Annotated in this window: 12 protein-coding genes; 3 read left to right on the forward strand and 9 right to left on the reverse strand. The window is 53.7% G+C overall.

Translation table 11 applies throughout. From position 1 onward, the window contains the following. Nucleotides 1-34 precede the first annotated feature (34 nt). From AC5DDB_RS25250 to AC5DDB_RS25270, 5 genes are all read right to left on the reverse strand, one after another. Nucleotides 35-1,468 carry a sulfatase family protein gene (locus AC5DDB_RS25250; RefSeq protein WP_491742535.1) on the reverse strand — a complete coding sequence of 478 codons (1,434 nt, stop codon included), beginning with the start codon at nucleotides 1,466-1,468 and terminating at the stop codon, nucleotides 35-37. A gap of 317 nt (nucleotides 1,469-1,785) precedes the next feature. Further along, entirely contained in the window at nucleotides 1,786-2,436 is a 651-nt protein-coding gene (gene pdeM / locus AC5DDB_RS25255; protein ID WP_491742536.1) for a ligase-associated DNA damage response endonuclease PdeM, read from the reverse strand. Between the two features lie 41 nt (nucleotides 2,437-2,477). Next, nucleotides 2,478-5,012 (reverse strand): ligase-associated DNA damage response DEXH box helicase, encoded by a 2,535-nt coding sequence (locus tag AC5DDB_RS25260; protein ID WP_491742537.1) that lies wholly within the window; start codon nucleotides 5,010-5,012, stop codon nucleotides 2,478-2,480. Continuing rightward, nucleotides 5,009-6,622, reverse strand: a complete 1,614-nt coding sequence (locus AC5DDB_RS25265) for an ATP-dependent DNA ligase (RefSeq protein ID WP_491742538.1) — start codon at nucleotides 6,620-6,622, stop codon at nucleotides 5,009-5,011. Before AC5DDB_RS25265 ends, AC5DDB_RS25260 begins: the two co-directional genes overlap by 4 nt. Next, nucleotides 6,619-7,695: a ligase-associated DNA damage response exonuclease gene (locus AC5DDB_RS25270; RefSeq protein ID WP_491742539.1), complete on the reverse strand. Its 1,077-nt coding sequence runs from the start codon at nucleotides 7,693-7,695 to the stop codon at nucleotides 6,619-6,621. The genes AC5DDB_RS25265 and AC5DDB_RS25270 overlap by 4 nt, the downstream gene beginning before the upstream one ends. Before the next feature lie 271 nt (nucleotides 7,696-7,966). On the opposite strand from AC5DDB_RS25270, the gene AC5DDB_RS25275 reads away from it, so the two are divergent. From AC5DDB_RS25275 to AC5DDB_RS25285, 3 genes are read left to right on the forward strand one after another with little or no spacing between them, the layout of a single operon-like run. Beyond that, a complete protein-coding gene (locus AC5DDB_RS25275) occupies nucleotides 7,967-9,889 on the forward strand; it encodes a TolC family protein (RefSeq protein ID WP_491742540.1) in 1,923 nt (640 codons plus the stop codon). Beyond that, nucleotides 9,852-10,979: an efflux RND transporter periplasmic adaptor subunit gene (locus tag AC5DDB_RS25280; RefSeq protein WP_491742541.1), complete on the forward strand. Its 1,128-nt coding sequence runs from the start codon at nucleotides 9,852-9,854 to the stop codon at nucleotides 10,977-10,979. Before AC5DDB_RS25275 ends, AC5DDB_RS25280 begins: the two co-directional genes overlap by 38 nt. Nucleotides 10,980-11,029: 50 nt before the next feature. Then, nucleotides 11,030-14,089 (forward strand): efflux RND transporter permease subunit, encoded by a 3,060-nt coding sequence (locus AC5DDB_RS25285; protein ID WP_491742599.1) that lies wholly within the window; start codon nucleotides 11,030-11,032, stop codon nucleotides 14,087-14,089. A gap of 70 nt (nucleotides 14,090-14,159) precedes the next feature. Here AC5DDB_RS25285 and AC5DDB_RS25290 read toward each other — a convergent pair whose 3' ends face one another. From AC5DDB_RS25290 to AC5DDB_RS25305, 4 genes are all read right to left on the reverse strand, one after another. Beyond that, a complete protein-coding gene (locus tag AC5DDB_RS25290) occupies nucleotides 14,160-17,405 on the reverse strand; it encodes a helicase HerA-like domain-containing protein (RefSeq protein ID WP_491742542.1) in 3,246 nt (1,081 codons plus the stop codon). Between the two features lie 41 nt (nucleotides 17,406-17,446). Beyond that, nucleotides 17,447-18,475 (reverse strand): hypothetical protein, encoded by a 1,029-nt coding sequence (locus AC5DDB_RS25295; protein WP_491742543.1) that lies wholly within the window; start codon nucleotides 18,473-18,475, stop codon nucleotides 17,447-17,449. Then, the gene (locus tag AC5DDB_RS25300) at nucleotides 18,472-18,711 is read right to left on the reverse strand and encodes an endonuclease domain-containing protein (RefSeq protein WP_491742544.1); all 240 of its coding nucleotides are present in this window, start codon (nucleotides 18,709-18,711) and stop codon (nucleotides 18,472-18,474) included. Before AC5DDB_RS25300 ends, AC5DDB_RS25295 begins: the two co-directional genes overlap by 4 nt. Nucleotides 18,712-19,939: 1,228 nt before the next feature. After that, nucleotides 19,940-21,481, reverse strand: a complete 1,542-nt coding sequence (locus tag AC5DDB_RS25305) for a sulfatase family protein (RefSeq protein WP_491742545.1) — start codon at nucleotides 21,479-21,481, stop codon at nucleotides 19,940-19,942. Between the last annotated feature and the right edge of the window lie 122 nt (nucleotides 21,482-21,603).

Here is a 21,603-nt window from a genome sequence, read left to right on the forward strand (position 1 = left end):
TACATCGCGTTTTAGACGGCTTCGACAAATAGTATTATCGAGATGGGTCGAATTGAAAAACCGGTTTAACTTCGGGAGGCAGTGGCCCTGCATTTCTAGCACGGTATTTCGAGAAACAATCTGCATTGGGATGTTCTGGAAGTGTCGCATGCCAGGCCTGAAGCTTCTTGAATAGCTCTTCGACGATCTCAGGCTTCGAGGCTTTAAGATCGTTCTTCTCCAATGGGTCTTCATTCACGTTATAAAGTGCTAATACTTTGAATCTAGAGTCGGTTAGCAGTCGCCATCGACCATCTAAGATTGAATAGACAGGACCTTTACTGTTAGGAACGCCTTTCCAGAATAGAGGCTTGTCACGTATCGCGAGTTTTGTACCTAGCAGTGTCGCCACTTGGCTTCTGCCGTCTGGCTGGTAACCCTCAGGGAACTTGGCCCCTGCGAGCTCGCAGAAAGTGGGGAGCAGGTCGACAGCAGAGATCCACGATACGTCGTCAATTGCATTCGCTTTGATCATTCCCGGCCAACGGGCGATAAATGGGACGCCAATGCCCCCTTGCAAAATTGACTTCTTACGTCCATCGCGTCCACCCGTCGTGCCTACGCTACAGCCAATCCCGAATCCCTCTCCCGTTGCGGAATCGTACATCGTGGTTAGTTTGCCACTTCGGCCACTACCGGCCGGACCATTGTCTGAGCTGAAGATGACGAGCGTGTTGTTGGTCAGTTTCAATCGGTCCAAGGCGGCAAGTAACTCGCCAATCCGGTCGTCGGCATGAGATAGTACCGACGCATACACATTCTCGGGATCGTCCAGCTCCGGAAAACGCCGACGATATTGGGGCAGCGTGTGATGCGGAGTATGGGGCTCATGCATCCATAGGTTGATAAAGAACGGTTTCTCCGCGACCGCATTTTTCTCGATGAAGGCAATCGCACGAGCGGTGTCTTCATGCACAGGCATTTGTTCGCCGGCACAGTTGAAGGCCCCGTATTCATCGTACCCGTACTCCGTCGGCAATGGTGAATCGGGAATCATATTGTTGGCAAGATGCCATTTTCCGAAATGTGCGGTCGCGTAGCCAGCCGACTGTAGCATCCGAGGAAGTGTCGGCGTCGACGGGGAGAGCCAGTCCGGCATGCCACGATTGGCATTGCTTCTGACCGCCGCGAAATGCCCGTCAATGTTGTACCGTGCGGGAAAATGACCGGTCATCACAGCGGTGCGACTAGGCGAACAAACGCCGCTGGCTACAGTGAAACGATGAAAGTCGGTCCCTTCTTTCGCAAGCCGGTCTATATTCGGCGTTTTGATATAGGGATGCCCGTGACAGCTCAGATCGCCCCACCCCCAGTCATCCGTAAAGATGAACAAAATGTTTGGTCGGACCGGACGATCGTTCGCCAACGCTGCAACAATCGGATTGGTCGTGAAGAAAAGGGAGATGAATAATAGAACCAGTCGTTTCATGGAGATTTCCGAAGAGAATTGGAGCGATCAGACGTGTCGAGTCTAACAACAGGACTCGATTTTGACATCCTTCAGCGTCCTGCTTGTGTCGCTCAGGCAAAGAGTTGCCCACCTGGAAATTCGAGAGCGACGAACAAGCGAACGTCGGCTGTTGCGGCCGAGCTCATTATTTAATCAGATGAGCCACTATTGCAACTCAATACTTGGAATCGAAGTAGCCGAAACCCGGACAAAGACGGGCAGCGCGAGAGGAGTTTCAGATTCGACGATATCGGGATGATCGCCGCTTGTCGGCTTCGACGGCTGCCGACGCAGCGCTATTGCATCAGGAAAACTTCCTGGTCCGCAATCACATAAAATCGATCGTCCTGAAGCGGTGGAATCAATCCGTGATCGATGAATGTCGAAAACGCGGGAAGGACTAAGGTTTGATCTCGCAATAGAAAACCTGGCAGATCGAGACGTTCCCCCTGCCCTTCCAAGCGAAATTTTGGATGCAAATGACCGGCAAGACTTGGTATGGAATCGTCGAATGGCGGGTGATGGAAAAGCTGAATGCCGTGGAACTCGAAAGGTTCCTCTTCACAGATGATCCCCCAGTTCTCGGGCGGTTTTCCCGCATGACGATCGTGATTCCCTCGAATCAAAGTCATACGAACTTGGTGATGGTTACGTCGCCAACAGGCAATCCTCTCAAACAGTTGCGACGAGCGTCCCGATCGTGAGTGCAGCAGATCGCCCAGTATAATCAATTGCTGGCAGCGGGTTTCTTGAATGAGGCGATCGAGTCTTTTGAGGTTTTGACTAATGACGTCAGGGATAGGAATCCCTTTGACACGGAAACTCGCCTCTTTCCCAAAGTGTAAGTCTGCGACAAAGACCGTATGTGTAACGGGAGACCAGACGGCATAGTCTGGCATCAATAGCAACTCCATACCGTTGAGTTCGAGAGCAATACGTCCGTGCAAAGTCGATTCCCTGATTCACGGTTCAAATGAAGGCGGTCGCCTTAAGAGTCAGCAGCGTTTTCCAAAGAGACTTGCATTCTTCGGACACGGTCTGAGAGTTTTTCCGAAGATAGCCTTGCCCGTAAACGATCGACGACAAGCGGAAAGCAAAGCGGACTGAATCGCCCAAGGTCTTGGATTACAATATCACTTGAGTCGAGTTCTTCGAGAGTGACACGCATTCGAGTGTGTTCCAGTTGATGTTCTAAGACCTCACGCTTCGCTTGTTGAAGTAGTAGATTCTGAGGGTCGTACGATTGAAAGACATCAAACAACAAACCGGTCGATGCTTGAAGTTGTCGGGCGGACTTTCGTTGATGGGGATACCCTCGAAACACTAACCCCGCGATATAGGCAATCTCGCGAAATTGTCGCCGGGCCATTTCCGATGCATTCATCGACGCTAGCAAATCGTCAACTAGATTCTCAGGGCTCAACAGTTTGCTCAGGGTTCGCTCGTTCAATGGCGGTTCTTTGAATGAGAGCAGTTCAATTCCATAATCGTTGATTGACATACTAAACGTGATCGGAACTTCCCGAGACAAACGGAATGCAAATAGCGAAGCAAGTCCTTCGTGAACGGATCGTCCGGCGAAGGGATAGAAAAACAAGTGATGTCCTTCTCGCGATGTTGCCCGCTCGATCAACAACTGTCCTTGTCGTGGAATGTGAGACCAATCGGTTTGCAAATCAAAGATCGGACGCAACGCATTCATTTCCGGGCCAGCGTAGATTCCCCGAGCGGCCTCATCGAGTTTATTTCGGACGGCCTGTGCAAGTTGCGTGGAGAGCGGTAATCGTCCGCCCATCCAGCGTGGAATTTTCGACGCAGACACCGACTTTGCCAACCGGACCCAAACCTTAGAGTCTTCAATCGTTACTAGTTCCACTACTCGACCCGCGAATACAAACCGTTCGCCGGGTTTGATTTTAGCTAGGAATTGCTCATCAATCGTGCCAAGTTTGCCGCCCTTGAGAAACTGTACTGTCAGCAAAGTATCACCGACGATGGTGCCGATCGACATTCGATGTTGGCGGGCTAGTCTACGGTCATCTAACTGGTAATGATTCGCGCGATCCTGTGTAACTTTGTGATAATCCGGGTAGCTCTTTAATGTCTCGCCACCAGTCGACACAAAATCTAAGACCCAGTTCCACTCCTCAACCGACAAGTCCGCGTAACTTGTCGTTTGACGAATCTCCTCAAAAAGGTCCTCAGCCTCGAATCCGCCGCCCAAGGCGATCGTCACCGCATGTTGGGTGAGCACATCTAATGGTTTTTGGATTCCCGGCCGTGATTCCAAATAGCCTGACTCGATGGCGTCCCGCGCAGCCGCGACTTCGACAAGCTCGAAAGCATGCGTCGGCACACAAGTGATGCGACTTGCTCGACCCGGCGAGTGTCCGCTACGTCCGGCACGTTGCAATAAGCGAGCGACTCCCTTGGGACTACCAACCTGAAACACTCGTTCGACAGGACTAAAATCGACTCCCAGATCGAGACTCGATGTGCAGACGACAGACTTTAACTCCCCCGACCGTAAGCCATCTTCGACCCAGTCCCGTGTCTCCCGATCAAGCGAGCCATGATGTAAGGCAATCTTCCCCGCCCAGTCGGGACGTGCTTTGAGCAGTCCTTGATACCAGGCTTCGGTTTGGGAACGCGTATTCGTGAATACCAGAGAAGTTGCAGCAGAATCGATTTCGCGGACGACCTTAGAGACAAGTCGCATGCCGAGATGACCGGCCCACGGAAATCGCTCAATCGTCGAGGGGATGAGGCTATCGACGATTTGGCGTTTCTGGCTCGCTCCCCGAATCAATAACCTTTTTGCCGAACTCGTATCTTTCGGTTGACCCAATAGAACCGACATCGCTTCATGCGAGTTTCCCAATGTGGCGGACAGCCCCCAAGTTTGCAGCCCCGGACGCCACTTTCGCAGACGAGCCAAAGCCAGTTCTGTTTGGACGCCGCGTTTTGTGCCAAGCAGTTCGTGCCATTCGTCGACAATCACGTACTGCAAGTGTGCGAACCGCTCAGCCGCATCGGCATGAGACAGAAACAGAGATAGACTTTCCGGAGTTGTAATCAACGCGGTTGGCAGTCGGGTGCGTTGGCGATTTCGGGTACTCGAAGCCGTGTCACCAGTGCGGGTTTCGATGGACCAGTTCAGACCTAAGTCACTCACTGGTGCCTCTAACGCTTTCCGGGTGTCCCCCGCTAATGCTCGGAGGGGTGTGAGCCAAAGGACAGTCAATGGTTCTGTGTAGCGACGCGAACTCGCAGTCCGCGACACTCCGCCGGCCAACGATTGCATCACCGGTCCCAACCAGGCAGCGTAAGTTTTTCCCGTGCCGGTGGTCGCATGAATCAAACCGCTCTGACCGTCCAACATGGCATTCCAGGTTTGTCTTTGAAACCGGAACGGCTTCCAACCCTGCACCGTAAACCAATCGACAATCGTACGGCGAGCTGCTGCGATTTTCCGAGCGGACAATGATTTCCCGTTTGCTTCGGACATGAGAACTTCCGTCATGTCTCCCCCTCCTGGGGCAGCAACGATTTGACCATTGCCAATGTGTCAGCGTCTTTAGGACGCTTGTCGTGACGCCAACGAGACATCCGAGGAAACCGCACGGCAATTCCAGATTTGTGTCGTTTCGATGCTTGGATGTTCTCAAACGCGAGTTCAAAAACTAGTTCCGGTTGCACCGAGCGAACAGGTCCGAAACGCTCTAGAGTGTTCTGGCGAACAAATCGATCAACTTCGCGGATTTCTGAGTCAGTCAGTCCGGAGTAAGCTTTCGCGAAGGGAACGAGTTGGTCGTCGTCCCAGACTGCAAACGTGTAGTCGGTGTAGAGACCGGCCCGACGACCATGCCCGCGTTGCGCATAAATCAGCACGGCATCGCAGGTGTATGGTTCCACCTTCCATTTCCACCATGCACCTGTAACGCGTCCGACCTGATATTCCGAATCTCGTCGTTTGAGCATGACGCCTTCGACGTAGTGATCGCGGCTGACTTCGCGTTGTTGCTCTAACTCATCCCAGCTATCGGCCGTCAATGAAGTTGAAACCATAAGAGGCGAACAGTCGGGGAATGGTGCCAAGAGTTGCTCGAGCGTTTGTCGTCGTGATGACAACGGCTGACTACGAACATCGGCTCCTTCATGCTCCAAAACATCGAATGCAACGAACCGGGCGGGGACATCTGTTAAGAGTTTCTTCCCAACTTTCTTGCGACCGATGCGTCGTTGCAATTCGCTAAAGGGCAAGACGTGATCGTCTTTCCAAGCGAGAATTTCTCCGTCGAGTACCGTGCCATCCGGGAGTTGACTGATTGGTTCGACAAGTTCGGGAAACCGGTCCAGAATTAACTCTTCACCCCGCGACCACAAAAACGACTCACCCTCGCGACGAATGATCTGACCACGGATGCCGTCCCACTTCCATTCGGCAATCCATTCCGATGCATCACCCAAAGTCCGAGGGTCGGCTTGCAGGGGGTGAGCCAGACAAAAGGGATAAGGCCTGCTACGGTCTGTTTCCCCGAGATCCTCAGCGAACAGGCCCTCAAAGAAGTCGGCAGTCGGCTCCCAATGCCCCATTAACCGGTGTGAGATCACAGCCGGTTCCAGTCCGCTGGCTTCTGCAAGGGCGCGAATGACAAGCTTCTGAGACACGCCGACACGAAATCCCCCAGTCACGAGTTTGTTGAAGACAAATCGTTCTCCAGTGGTTAAGTCGTCCCATGCAGTTAGCAACGCGAGTTTTCGTTCGCCGTCCGCCATTCCGCTCAGAGGACGAACACGTTGGCCGACCCAGTGAGTCAACGTCGTGTCTTCGCGGGATTCGAGCACGCTGTCTCCTTCAGGAAGCAGGAGAGCAATCGTTTCGGCTAAGTCGCCAACACGCTGGTAACATTCGTCGAACATCCAATCACTGACGCCGGCGGCCTCCGCTGCCCACTGTCTCAATAGAGCCGCTGGCAACAAGCGTTTGAAGCGCCGACCACTCAGAAAATAAACCGCCCAAGCTCCGTCTTCGGGAGAACAATCGGAAAAAAATTCCCGCATGGCAGCGATTTTTCGATTCGTCTTGGTGGTCTCATCTAATGCCCGATAAAGCGTCGCAAAGTCCCTCATGACGTGACCTCCGCATCGGACAGTTCGAACTGAATTTGCTCGTCGGTATGGTCACTGTCCGAGTTCTCGTCGACATCCCGATCGTCTCGCTCGCCATGGAACTCGGTCGTCAATGAATCGGCTTGATAGCCGGCCTCGCGAAGAAAACGAACCATCGGACCAGTTGAGCCATGGGTGAGTAGTACATGCTCAGCTTCCGAGGCTTCGATCGCCGAAAGAAGTCCCGGCCAGTCGGCGTGATCGGAGAGGACAAATCCACGATCCACGGCTCGTCTTCGCCGAGTTCCGCGAATCCGCATCCATCCTGAAGCAAATGCCGTTGCAGGATTCTTAAACTTTCGAACCCAAGGCGTTCCGGCAGCCGATGGCGGTGCGACAACCAATGCCCCTTCCCAATCCCGATTCGAGGAACCGTGCCCCGCGTACTCGGTATGCGGGAGTGGTACCCCGGTATGTCGGTAGTCTGTGTTGACACGCTCGACGGCCCCATGACAGTAGATCGGTGCAATACTGGCATCGACACCAGCCAGCACACGTTGCGCCTTTCCAAGGGAATACGCACAAACCAACGATACTCGACCGGCATCTCGATTTTGTCGCCACCATTCGTTCATTTCCGCGAACACCAAATCCTGAGGTGTCCACTGGTAAATCGGCAATCCGAAGGTGCACTCGGAAATCATGGTGTGACAGCGAACCGGTTCGAATGGCTGACACGTTCGGTCGGGCGTGACCTTGTAATCCCCAGTCACGACCCAGATTTCGCCACGGTACTCCACCCGAATTTGTGCGGAACCTAAAACATGACCCGCCGGATGCAGGGAGATCCTCACGCCATTGCGGTTGAGCGGCTGGTTGTACTCGACGGTCTCAATATTGGCCGTCGGACCCATGCGAGTCTGTAAGACGTGTCGGCCGTCGGTGGTCGTCAGGTACCGACGCGATCCCGGTCGCGCATGATCTGCGTGTGCATGCGTGATCACAGCGTACGGGACAGGACGCCAAGGGTCGATATAGAACTCGCCAACTTCGCAATACAAGCCATTGGCGGTTAGTGCAATCAGTTCGGCCATGAGGGATTATACGCAGTTCATCCGACTTGGCCCGTTTGATTTTTGATCAAATATCAGAACTGTCGCCACGGGTCGCGTTTGTATTTCGAGCGAGGCACGGATTGGAAGCCAAACGAGACCGTAAAGAAATGTCCGTCCATGCAGTAGGAGTCGTTGGAGAATTCGTAAATTCGTAAGCGCCCAAACGTTTTTTCGATCAACCGACTTGTCCGGTTATGACGATTATGACGATACAACGAGAACTAATTTAATGGAGGCGGGCGATCGCCGTATGTGGGTTAGCTTTCGGAAGCCAACGATCAGCATTGCACTTGGGGTCCTGTGTGTCTCAGGATGTGCGCATGACCGCGTTCAAAGTTGGGACGAAAGCCACTTTGCCCTGACTGGTCCTGTTTCGGGCCAGGCTCAAGGATCGTTGGATGGCAAAACGTCTGCTCGCGAAATGCCCCATTTGGGCGAGTTGAGGCAACCGTCCCGGGTCTACCCAGCTTCCTTCCAAAAACCGGACGGGGTGCCTGACTTCGTGGCTCCAGCGCCGACTGAAGTGCCCGAAGAAGATTCGCCTTCGTCCTATGTCCCCTATTCCCCGACGACCGCTGAAGATGCGGTAGGCACCGCAACGGAGCAAATCGTCGTGCCTGTCCCCCCGCCTCCTCAAGGTTGGTTTAGGCGGCTGTTGAAACGGGCTGGGTGTGTTGACGACAAACCGGTTGAACCGTTGGTCATCGAAGCAGCCTACTTTTCGTCGAACGGTGAGGTACCCACACCCGATCGCTGGTGGACGTCTTTCGGCGACAGAAACCTGGATGAGCAAATCGAGTATTCTCTCGGTGACAACCTCACCTTGGTCTCTGCCTTTGAGCGATTGCGGGCCGCCGAGGCTGTGGCTCGACGTGAAGCATCGGATCTCTTTCCCGATTTAAATGCCGTTAGCACTGGCGAGAGGACGTTCAGCAGTTTTGATCCTGATGACGGGATTTTTACTCTGGGACTAGATGCATCCTACCAAGTCGATCTCTGGGGCCAAATAGAATCTCGTGTGGAAGCCGAGCAACTCCGTGCCTCCGCAACCGGAGAAGATTACCAAGCGATTGCACTGACGCTGTCTGCGGAGATTGCTCGCGCGTGGTTTTCACTCATCGAGGCCCACGCTCAACTCGAGTTGCTCGACGAACAACTTGAGACAAACCTGCTCGGGCTGAAACTCCAGGAGACCCGATTCCGTGGCGGTGATGATCGGGTCGGCAGTGCCGATGTTCTGCGTCAGCGACAGCTCGTGGAATCGACTCGGGAACAGATGGTGATTGCCCGTTCGCGTGTCGATGTGTTGGAACACCGCTTGGCCGTCCTGCAAGGCCGACCACCGCAGGATGCGGCCTTCTCTGTTGGAAGTACACTACCAACCTTGCTTCCGCTTCCTGAAACAGGGTTGCCTTCGGAACTTGTCCATCGCCGTCCGGATGTTCGTCGTGACTATCTGGCATTATTGGCGGCCGATCGTGACTTGGCTTCGGCGATCACCGATCGATATCCACGGCTCGACGTGGGCGGTTCGTTGACTACTGTTGCTAGTCGCTCGACGAATCTGTTGCAGGATTGGGTTTTGGTGATTGCCGGTCAGGTTTTTGCCCCGATCTTCGATGGCGGTCAGCGGCAGGCGGAAATTGATCGCACCGATGCTGTAGTCCGTCAACTCATTGCCGAGTATGGACAGACCATACTCGTCGCATTTCGCGAAGTCGAGGACGCTCTAGCTGTCGAATACTATCAGAGTCAACGAATTGAGAGTCTCGAGAAGCAATATGACTTGGCCAAGCAAGCTTCGAAGGAGCTGCGAGATCGTTACTTCGGCTTCGGGGAAGAAATCGGTGGAACCGAGTATCTCGACGTCTTAACGGCGACAACAACCGAACAACGGTTGCAGCGAGACTTAGTGTCTGCCAGACTAGATCTCATACTAACCCGAATCTCGCTTTACTTAGCGTTAGCCGGCGGATTCGACCCCAACCCCCAGTTCCTCCTTGGCGAATGTCCTCCCCAGACGGTCTTCGATGAACGACCATTCGAAACAACGAACAATGCGTCCTTGGCTCCGAGTTCTGATCTCGGTCATCGCTTGCCTCGGAATCCTGGGCGCGGCAGCGGCGGCGATCGTCGTGATCAACCGGACGCAGCCGACGGCACAACAAATTGAGGCGACACGGAAATCGGCTGCTCTCGTTGAGACGATTACCGTTCAGCGAGGAACCTACAACCCACGGTTGGTTGTCTTAGGCTCGGTCGAACCTGCACAAGAGATTGTTCTCAGCCCTCGTGTCAGCGGGCAAGTTCTGGAACTCTCGCCGGAGTTTGTACCGGGCGGGATGGTTCAAAAAGGTGACTTGCTGCTCCGGATCGACCCAGCCGACTTTGACAGCGTACTCTCGGAACGTCAAAGCCAACTCCAGCAGGCTGAGGCATCGCTGGAAATCGAACGAGGACGGCAGTCTCTCGCGAAAAAAGAACTCGAATTGCTGGCGGACACAATTCAGGAAACGAATCGTTCGCTAGTGTTGCGGGAGCCTCAGATAAAGTCGATCCGTGCACAGGTCGACGCTGCCAAAGCGTTGGTGGAACGGGCGAAGTTAGATATCGAACGCACGAAAATCACGGCTCCGTTTGATGCCCAGATTCTGCGACGTTCGGTCAACGTCGGTTCGCAGGTCGCACCGGGCGATGAACTTGCCCGACTCGTCGGCATCAAGGAGTATTGGGTCATCGCGACCGTGCCTGTTCGCAGTCTTCAATGGGTACAGTTTGCCGAGGCCGATGGCGAAGGCTCCGCCGTGACGTTGCATAGTCCGAATACTTGGCTTCCGGGTGCAAGACGATATGCGACCGTCTCACGAATGATTGGTGCTCTCGACGAACAGACGCGTCTAGCGCGAGTGTTAATGAGGGTGGACGACCCGCTCGCCCGAGATGCCGAAGGACCCGCGTTGATTTTGGACACGCTTCTCGAAGCCCATATCGAGGGACGGCCGATCGAAAACGTCGTTCGTCTCGATCGCGATTACGTCCACGAACGTGACACCGTCTGGGTCATCAAGGATGGGAAACTCGAAATCCGGGAGACCGAGATCGTGTTCCGGGATGCCAACGACGCCTATATTCGGAGCGGTCTGGAAAGCGGCGAAGAGGTCGTGACGACGAACCTCGCTACCGTCGCGAATGGCATTGGTCTTCGCAAGGTCGTGAATGCTGTCACGCGAGATGACAGTTCGAGCACGGAGGCGGCGGATTGAACCCACAGCAACAGGCGGATATCCAACACAGGGGCGGACCGATCGCTTGGATGGCCCGCAATTCCATTGCAGCAAACCTGCTGATGGTGATTCTGTTTGGCGGAGGAGTTTGGTCGGCCTTCGTGATACAGAAGGAAGTCTTCCCTCAGTTTCAGATGGATATCGTCGAAATCAACGTCGGCTACCCGGGGGCCGCTCCGACGGAAGTCGAACAAGGGATCCTTCGCCCCATCGAGGAAGCCGTCCGCGGGATCGAGGGAATTCGCGAGATCACCAGCGAAGCGCGGGAAGGCCGGGGCGAAATGCTCATCGAGCTGGTGGCCGGCCGAGATCGAATGCTTGCCTTTCAGGACATCGATCAAGCGGTCAGTCGCATCCAGACATTCCCGGATGATATCGAGCAACCGATCGTTAGCCTGCAATCCGAGCAGCAGGAAGTGATGCAAGTCAATCTGTATGGGCCGGTCGATACGTGGACCCTACGACAGTTGGCCGAGCAACTTCGGGATCAATTTCTAGCCCATGAGCAAATCACGCAGGTCGATCTGGATGACCCGCCGGAGTACGTGACGCATGTGGAGATCCCCCGTGAACGACTTCGCGAGTACGGTTTGACCTTGCCAGACATTGCGCAAACGATTCGAGAATCGAGTCAGGATGTGGCAGCTGGCGCGGTGCAGACTACCGCCGGCGAAGTGTTGCTACGAGTCAAGGGCCGTCGACAGCGGGCCGATGAATTCGCCAACTTGGAGGTGGTTTCCGGCACTGATGGGTCTGCCGTCTTGCTGGGGGACATCGCCACGATCCGTGATGGATTCGAAGAAGGCGGTTTCCACCCCCAGTTCGATCAGACGCCAGCGGCCGAACTCAACATTTTCCGTGTTGGTTCCCAGTCGCCGATCGATGTCGCGCAAGCGGTCGAGCAGACTCTCAAAGAGTTCGAAAGCGGATTGCCGCCGGGTGTGAAATGGCGGATCGACAGCAACAACGCCGAGGAATTCAATCGCCGACTCAATCTCGTTATCGAAAACGCATTGATGGCGGTCGTCATTGTCTTGACGATTCTCTCGCTGTTCTTAGAAGTCCGATTGGCGTTTTGGGTGATGGTCGGCATGGCCGTCTCCTTTATCGGCGGTTTGTTGTTCCTCCCTGTTGCCGGGGAGAGCGTCAACATGATCTCCCTATTCGGGTTTCTAGTTGTTTTAGGGATCGTGGTCGATGACGCAGTTGTTGTCGGCGAGAACGTATACGAGAAGCGGCAGGAGGAAAGTGACTATCTGAATGCCGCTATTGAAGGCACACGCGAGGTTTCCGGCCCCGTCGTTTTCAGCATTCTGACGAATATCGTCGCATTTGTGCCGTTGTTGTTTATCCCTGGAGAGACCGGAAAGTTCTGGGGACCGTTACCGGTCGTGGTGATCATCGTTTTGTCGCTATCGCTGATCGAGTCGCTGTTTATTCTTCCGGCTCACTTGGCGCATGCTCGCGAAGCCGGACGGAGACCGAACAGTCTGGGCAGTCGCCTACATCGCGGGCAGCAGGCATTCAGCCGATGGTTCACTCGTGTTGTCGAGATTGTCTATCAGCCGATTCTTCACTTCTGTTTGCGTTGGCGGTATGTCACGACTGGAGCAGCATTAGCCTTGTTTCTCGTCGTCGGAGGATATGCAACCAGTACGCACATGGGCATGATTCTGATGCCGGAAGTTTCTGCCGACGAAATCGAAGCTGGGGTCCGAATGCCGGTCGGTACCACACCGGATCAGGCGGCAGAAATCGCCGCCGTCGTGACAGAAGCCACTTTACGAATGTTTGAAGAACATAATCTCCATGAAGTGGCTCAGGGGGTCAAAACTAACGTTCGCCGAGGAAACTTCATCGACGTCGAGATCGTGATGAGGCCACCCGACGAACGCGACATCACCGCAAATGAAGTGATTGAACTTTGGCGAGATCAGATCGGCGACCTGCCCGGTGTGTATCAAGTGACCTTCGAAGCCGAAAGCGGACCTGGCGGTCACCGGCCGGATATCAGTATCGATCTTAGTCACAGTGACATCGCTGTACTGGAAAAAGCCTCGCAAGATCTGGTCGCACGAGCCGAAAGCTTTGCGATCACTCGCGACGTCAGCGATAACTACAACAAAGGGAAAGCTCAGTACGATTTCCGGTTGCGTCCCGAAGGGCGGGCATTGGGACTGACCGATGACGAACTTGGTGACCAATTACGCGGTGCATTCTTCGGCTCGCTAGCCCTACGGCTTTTGCGGGGGACGAACGAGATCGAAGTACGCGTTAAGCTACCAGAAGAGCAGCGTCAGGATATTCATCATCTGGAAGACCTCGTAATTCGAACGCCCGATGGTATGGAAGTTCCGTTGCTCGACGTAGCCGACGTCGAGATTGACGAGGCGTTTACATCGATCAATCGTCGCAACGGTCGTCGAGTGATCAACGTGTCGATGGACGTGGAGCCAAAACGGGCGATCTCCCAGATGATCAACGCGCTCAACACGAAAGAATTACCGGAGCTACGCGAGTCTTATCCCGGTCTGACTTGGACTTTCCAAGGAAGTGACGCGGAAATGCGTGAGGCCACCGAATCACTTTGGGGATACTTTGGGCTCGCGGTTGTCGTAATTTATGCCCTCTTAGCAATCGCGTTTCGTGATTATATCCAACCGCTGATTGTCTTGGTGGCAATTCCCTTTGGAATCGTCGGGGCCGTAATCGGCCATATTGCCTTGGGATACGACATTTCGATCGTGAGCCTTATGGGGGTGATTGCTTTATCGGGGGTCGTCGTGAACGATTCACTGATTATGGTCGACTATGCCAACCGCTGCCGTGACAAACATTCGGCAATCGAGGCGATCTCACAAGCGGGTGTCCGCCGTTTTCGACCGATTATGTTGACTACTGCAACGACGTTTGGTGGTCTGATTCCGCTCATTTTCGAAACGTCGTTTCAAGCGCAGTACATCATTCCGATGGCCATCTCGCTCGGCTGCGGAATCCTGTTTGCCACTGCTATTATTCTCGTACTTGTCCCGTGTCTGTATATGATCTTTGAAGACATCCGACTGAGTCCCTCCAGTCCGTCAACTTGATCCTTATCTGTAGACAATCAAGCGACGGACGTTTGAACTCGTCGGATACCAGCGATACCGAAATGGATTGTTATCGGTGTTGCCGCGCCAATTGCAGAATTTCGTCTTCCGGGATTTGTTCCGTTTCTACCGCGGAACGCAAGCTCTGCACAGGCATGACGTCGCCTTCTCGGACGAGGAAGAACTGCCCGATCTCTTGCCCGTTCAACTTATCGGAAACGTCCTGTTTACAATCGTTAAGCATCGGCTTCATTTTTTTGATAGCCGTGTCTTCTTTGATTTTACCAACGAACCAAGTGTTGATATTCTCACGACATTTGTAATCGAAGTCTCCAGGGCTTTGCGTGGCCAACATCAAACCGACGCCAGCCGACCGAGCCCGCTTAAGCAAGCCTTCCATCGGTTCCTTCGTGACGGGCTTGCTGGTCGCCGGTAGATACAAGTCCGCTTCGTCGAACAAAATGACCGCCTGTAGATCCTCCGAAGGCGTTTTGCTCATCCAGCGACTAAGTTCCATCAATAGTTGTGAAACCCAGAACTGAACTTCTGCGTCACTGCCGAGAAATTTCGTGCTGATAATACTTAGCTGAGTTTTGCCGGGCTGATGGTGCAAGCCCTTTCCAAACAATGCGTCGCCGTCAAGCGGGGCACCTTGATCGGGAAAGAGGTTAGCCCGATTGATCTTAAGCGTTTGCAGATCTTCAACCAGCCTCTCAAAGAGCTTGGGTTTGAGCACTCCAATCGCATTGACTAGCCCGGGATCGGCTTCGTCGAGGTAGTGAATCAGCGACTGCAATGTGACCCGCCCATCTTCTTGGGCTAATAATTCGATTGCCTTCACTAAGATCGCAGTACGGGAGGCATTAGCTCCAGTAGCACCATAACCCAACATGGCTGCTAACGAGTGCGCCGCTTGGATGGCAGTCTGCTGGCGATCCGCCGCGTTCATGTCCTGCATTCGTTCAGGCACGACGGTCAGAGTAATCGGTCGGCCATCGATTCGCCCCGGTGTGTAAACCGTCACATCGACAGTTTCTTTGAGCTGTCGATGACGCTCTGCAAGAGATTCATCGGCAGGCGGGGAACTCCAAACGTCCTCGGCAGCGTAACGAGCTAAATCACCTTTACGGTCAACGAGCAATGCTGGCACGCCTCGGAGTAAGAGTTGTTCGATCAGATTCAGGGCCGCCGTTGTCTTTCCGCTACCAGTGCCGCCGAGAAACGCCGCGTGTCGTTTCAATGCATTCGGCGTCAGCGTCACCGCGTCGGCATTGCGGGCTCGCAGTTCACCAATGGCGAGTTCCTCAGTTACCGTCTTAGTTAATGGCGTCACAGTCGCGTTTTCAACCTGCCCATTTCCTTCGGCGTGTTCATGCGAGGGTTTATCATCTGGCGTCAAAGTAGACTCGGGTTCGTCGGCTGGCGATTCCGTATCTTCAAAGGCGAAGCTGTTATCGATACCGAAGATATCGCGGATACACTTGAGTTGGCTAAGCGGCTTCGTCTCACGGAGCCAAGTTTGAAACTGAGGGTCGGTTCGATGTTGTTTGCGGAACGATTGCATCGCTAGCATCGTCCGCCAGTCTGTGTCTTGGACAACGACCCGACGACCGCCCTTTGCAACGAGCGTTCCGAGTTGTTTCGAGATTTGCGCGGTCGGACTCTTCGGAAAATCAGTCGAACGGACGATAATCGGAATTGCCTGGGGTTCTTGATCCTCGGCCGCTCGACTGACTGCTTTCACTTGCCGCCCTAACCATCCGCCTTGGGGCGCTTTGTTACAAACGCCGATCTGCAAGCGTTGCCCGGGGTTATCATCACGGACCCAAACGATACCGAGTATGGACCCTCGTGAATAACTATCGAACCGATGGCTTTCCGGGAGTTCATCCTCGAAGTAATGCACTGTGTTCTCCAGCAGTGCTGCCAACTCGGTTTCATCTTCCGGCGGGCTTGGTTGTTCCTGGGCGAGAAAATCATTCCACTCCTGTTCCAAAGCCGTTTCCTGATTCGGAGGATCCTCACCCGGGTTGGGAGTGCAAGTCTCGATCAAGCGACCCGCTTCGATACACGCCTCTCGATAGGAACGACACCACTCCAAAACATCGCGGGTCCGCCGACCGGTCTGCTCATCGAGACATTTCCCAGGGATGGGCGAGGTCGGATGTTGCCCGTCGAGGGGTATCGACGTTTCTTCAAAGAGGTGCCGCAGATGAGCACCGACCAACTCGGAAATTTCCTCACGACTGCGTTGAGCCACCAAAGTCACCGGAGACGGATCTTTCTCGATACGGTCTTGATAAGGCTGATCGAGCAGATTGCGAAGGTGATCGTAATAGTCTTCCAGACATGCGATCACCATGATCGAAGTCGGCACTTCCGCGGCGATCGAGACGAGCCCTTGCATCGCTCGGCGAAATCGGTTTGCGGCTTCTTCCGATTGATCGGAACGATACATGTCTTCGAGTTGATCGACACATAGTACAAGACTCATGCCATGTGCGGCCCACATCAACCGCCCCAACCGCTGGAGCATTTCCTGAGGTCCCGCTTCCGCGTCAAGCGGGGATACACCAGCCAACCGCATCTGATCGTTGGCCCCCAATGATTCACCACGCAGATATTTCATGACTCGCGCCCGCACTCCCGCGTGACCACATTGCAGCAAGAACATCGCCCGCAAAAGATCTTGGAGTTTCTCATCACCTGCAAACCGCGGATCATTCAACAACTCATCCGCCAAGTCTTCGATAAGCTCGTTTCGCGTGCGTTGATTGAGGCTGTTCTCGCGGAGCAACTCAAGATCAGACGGCGAAATACACGGCGACTCTGTCACCGCTTCGGCAAGTCGCAAGAGGCCGGTGGTTTCGTCGAGTGTATCGATGGCGCGGTAATAGGGTTTGTCGAGTGAATCGACAAGCTTGTGCAACATATACCGGCTGTAGTTGCTGCTCGCAGAGGTCATCTGCATATAACCAAAGTACCCCAAACCGCGACGATGCGTGTGAGTGCGGAATGCTCGCATGAGGTGCGTTTTGCCACTGCCGGACTCACCCTTGAGTAGCAGGATTTTTCCGACCTTGTCTGGCGTGTCCTCTGAAGTTGCTCGGTCTAGCGATCTTACGAACACATCGCGTGCGGGTTCGTGAATCGACTCGACATCGAACGGGTCTGGCGTCCAGACTTCCGTCGGATGGGCGACCGCGCGAAAGATCGTAGGACCACTTGCGGAACAGAAAACAGCGGCCCGTCGTTCGGCATCGGGTTGTGGTTGCTTCTGGATTGCATTAACGGTTTGAGAAGCGGAAACGGACATCAAAGCGACCCCTCTCGGCAAGAAAAATCAGGTTGTACGGTTTAGCGATCGGTGCGGAGGAAATGGAAGGTGGCATTCGCCGAACGAATTTCGGACTCTTGGACGTCATGAGGATTCATCGCACTGATCAAGTCAGCCCGGCTGAGCGTTAGGAGGTTTTGACGATTCGCATCGACGAGTAATTGATCAAAGTCCGATCGCGTCATACCATTGCCGCCTCCGTCGCCTTGGTACTGATTCCACACGTGAGACAGAAACACTTTGTTCTCTCCGAACTTTCCAGTCGAAGATTGCTGGGCAATCGTCCGCACACGTTCGGCAAACTCCGGAAGATTCGGGGCGTGTGATTCCTGATCGGCCGTGGCTGGCTCGGGGGCGACCGATGGAGAATCTGTATTCGGTCCTTGAGGGGCTAACCAATTCCGAATGACAGCCTCGCGGACATGTTTTAAGGAATTGCTTTCGGACTTCGTGACTTGCGCTGCAAGTAGGGTGACAGGATCACCTTTCTGTCCATCGAGGATCGTGGCAAAAAGAATGTTCTTATGACTAATATCTTTCGTCGCCGGAATATCGAACTCGTGAGCCAACCGTATTTGCTGCCAAGCCAGCAAATGCATTGCACGCGCTTTAGACGGCACCCTCGAACCAGGTAAATCAAAGTGATTGACCAAGATCGCCGGGCGTAAACCGTCCGAGGTGCCCACATCGCGGAAGGCTTGTTTGTCGATGGGGGAAATTCCCAGGGCGGATGCGATGAGATACCGGTCTCGCAAGGTTGTCCATTTTTCCTTGGGGACAGAATCGAGGTTGAGAAAACTGACTGCACGTTGCCGGCCGGTATCCGTAAGTCGATACGGGCGAGCCTCGATCAACCTCTGCTCTTCCAGCGAACTTAAGGTCGCATCAAGCCGTTCCTGCCATTCGGCTTTGCCCATCGAGACCGAGACAAGCGGTTTGAGGTCGCGATCGATCTGTGAACGTGCCGGAGGCGTCTTGCTAGAACCTAGCAAACGCACCAATATCATGTCGCCTAAGACATCAAGCGATTGAGCCGAAGGGGTGCTCATGCGTTGGTATCTCCTTGTGAGGTCTTTGTGAGTTGGTTTCGCCAATGAATCGCGTGACGAACCGCTTCGCAAATCGTTTCCAAATCCGAAACTACATCATCCGCGAGAAATCGCAGAACGTAGTAGCCATGCTGTTGAAGCAAGGCGTCTTTGCGACGGTCTCGCCGATACGCGGCCGAATTCGTGAAGTGATGATACCCATCAATTTCCAAGGCAATTCTCTTCGAAATACACACCAGATCGATTTCTGCCGGTCGGTTGCCGAACGAAAAGCCCGGTTGACCATTCAGTTCGAATAGACCTGTAAGATCAGGTGTTGCTTCGAATATAGTAAACAGAAATATCTCTGCTGCACTACGTGCACCGGATTGTTCAAATTCCTCGTCGATCGCCCTCAAAGTTGACGCTTGGTCAGATCGGATCGACTCTGCGGATGATGAAGTTTCGGTAGGATTGTTGGACTCGGAAACGTGAGAGGACCGGCGAGTTTCCTGTTCCACGACCGCGTCGACAAAGCGGGCTACCAAATCCTCAGACGCGCCTAAGGATGCAAGTTGGTCGATGGCAGACTGATATATGGAGGCACGCTCGCCAATCTGCTGGCGAAGCAATTCAGTGACGTCTCCCGCGGAAAGCGCCCGAGTCGCAATGACCGACTCCCGCAGAACGGCTTTCGAGAATGACTCGGGTGTCTCTAGTAGATATCTCTTAAAGTCATTAGTGGAAATACATAGTCCGATAGTAAGAGTCGGTATGTTAGTCACTAGCTCAGCTAGACTAGCGGCGACTAGTCTTAGACATCCGATTAAGTCAACTTCCTCAAATTCGAAATTGGATTGTGGCGATATCAGCATCGCCGGACTCTGACCTAAAGGCAGGAAATCAATGATAGCCGCAATGACTGTCGATGCGGTCGGACTCGGATTCTTCGGATCGCTAAGCCACCTGCAAACATCGTCTGCACCAACCTGTCGATGGTGGCTTTGGGCGAGTAAAAGTTCACAACACAACCGATCGCTACCGGTCGATTCTAAGGCGGCACTTTCGCAAAGAAGCTGAATCTCGTGCGCAGACTTCTGCGAAAAATCTGCTCGTCGAAAACACTCTGGTAGGCGTTGCGACAGGTATTCTTCGGCCGTCTTCAACGGCTCGCATTCATCGAGAAACGCTGACACAAAATCATGTTGCCATTGGTCCTGTGTGACAGTGTGAGTGACCAGGCAAGGGCGTTGATGCTCGCGACACCAACGGTTCCACTCTGCAAGACCGACAGACACCGAACCGCATAACACTGAGATCGTAGGCCGACCAGTGCGGCGAGACCGTTCTTGATTCTCTAACGCTGAAAGAGTCATGACTGAACATGAAAACACTCGCGACTGTGTAAGTCTAGTCATAACTTTTCAGCGCCGGAACAGATTTCGAGCCGGGCTTGTTGGAAGTTCAATATGAGGAGGGGAACGGTCATTTCGGCTTCTTGGTATGCGGAATGACTGGGCGTTTCATTTTGCTGTTGGGCTCGCGGAAGACCCATGGTTCCCAAATCCTTCGCACCTTTCGCCATTCATCGAGCGTGCGTGTGGGATACCAACTGGGGACGCCGTTGGTTTTGAAATCGTACTCGTCTGCGTTGTTCTGGACCCATTCTCCAACTGTTGGTGTTGGGCAGGTTTCGGGAAACACTCCGACTCCGCGGAACGCATCCGAAACACCCTGATCGTGGATCACCTCTTTTCGCCACCGTTCAAGTTCGGCCAGCAGTTTGGCTTTGACATCTGCGTATTCGGGGTCATCAGCAACATTATGAACTTCGTACGGATCATTTCGGAGATCAAATAGCTCGACCGGTGGTTTGTGTGCTGACATAAACGCGGCTTGTTCGGGCGTCAGTTTACCTTCGAGATTCAGAACGTTCAGTTCAGCAAGTGGCGGATAGGCTCCCTCTTTGTAGAAACTGAGCTGACAGTAGGCACGTTCGGGCATCAAGTTTTGAATGAGCTTATAGTTTTTTGAACGGATGCTTCGCATTGCATCGTGCGTGTCATCCATTTTATCGCGTGCGGCAAACGTATATCTACGGTCTTTCAAGTCGTCACTGAAAAGACTAATCCCGTGTAGTGGAACAGGCGGCGTCACACCGGCGACTTCCAAAACGGTCGCGCAAATGTCGATCGCCATTACCAGGTCATCGTTAACCTGCCTCGGTTCGACGTGACCAGGCCAACGCATGATCATGGGGATTCGGGTACCTTCGTCATAGAGGAACTGCTTTCCACGAATATGACAACGCCCATGGTCGGCGATGAAAAAGACTAGGGTATTATCTGCTAACCCTTCATCTTCAAGTCGTTTGAGTAGCGCACCGACTTCGCGATCGACCAACTGCATTTGCTCCAACCCGTTCGCCCAGTCGCGGCGAATAAAAGGCGTATCCGGGTAGTACGGCGGAAGTTCAACATCCTCGATATTGATCGGCCGCTTAGGATCGCGATTCCAAGCCCGATGTGTTCCCCCAAAGGTGATGCGGGCAAAAAACGGCTGGCCGGGCTCGCGGTCCTTCCAATCCACTCCCATAAACAGATCCTGCTTTTTGTCTGGCAGGAAGTTGCAATCCGTCTTCCAACTCATCAAGCAAGTATAGTAGCCGGCGTCTGCTAGCAAATGCGGGATCGGACGTATTCCATAAGGCAGCGGCTTCTTGTCATCAGTTCGATGTTGATGAGCACCAATGTAGTTCTGATGAAACCCGGTCATCATCGCCGAACGCGAAGTCGAACAAACTGGAGAAGTCGTAAATGCCCGCTCGAAGCGAATTCCTTCTGCGGCCAGTTGATCAACATGCGGCGTGGAGATTCCTTTCGTCCCATAACAAGAAAGATCTGGGCTCCAATCCTCAATCGTAATCCAAAGGATATTTGGTCGATCATCGGCGCAGAGTGACTGAGTACCAATCGACAATAGAATAAGGAAACTCGCTAGCGTTGTTAGCGTAGCGTTTTTAGTCATGGCGGACTCTCCAATCCTGCGGTTCAAGACTTTGGCGATAGTGATGCTGACCCAGCGACTAGTAGAAGCGAGCGTAGTTCACACGCCGCGATCGCGATCAACAAATGCGATTGAGGGATGAG

Source organism: Thalassoroseus sp. (assembly GCF_984380535.1).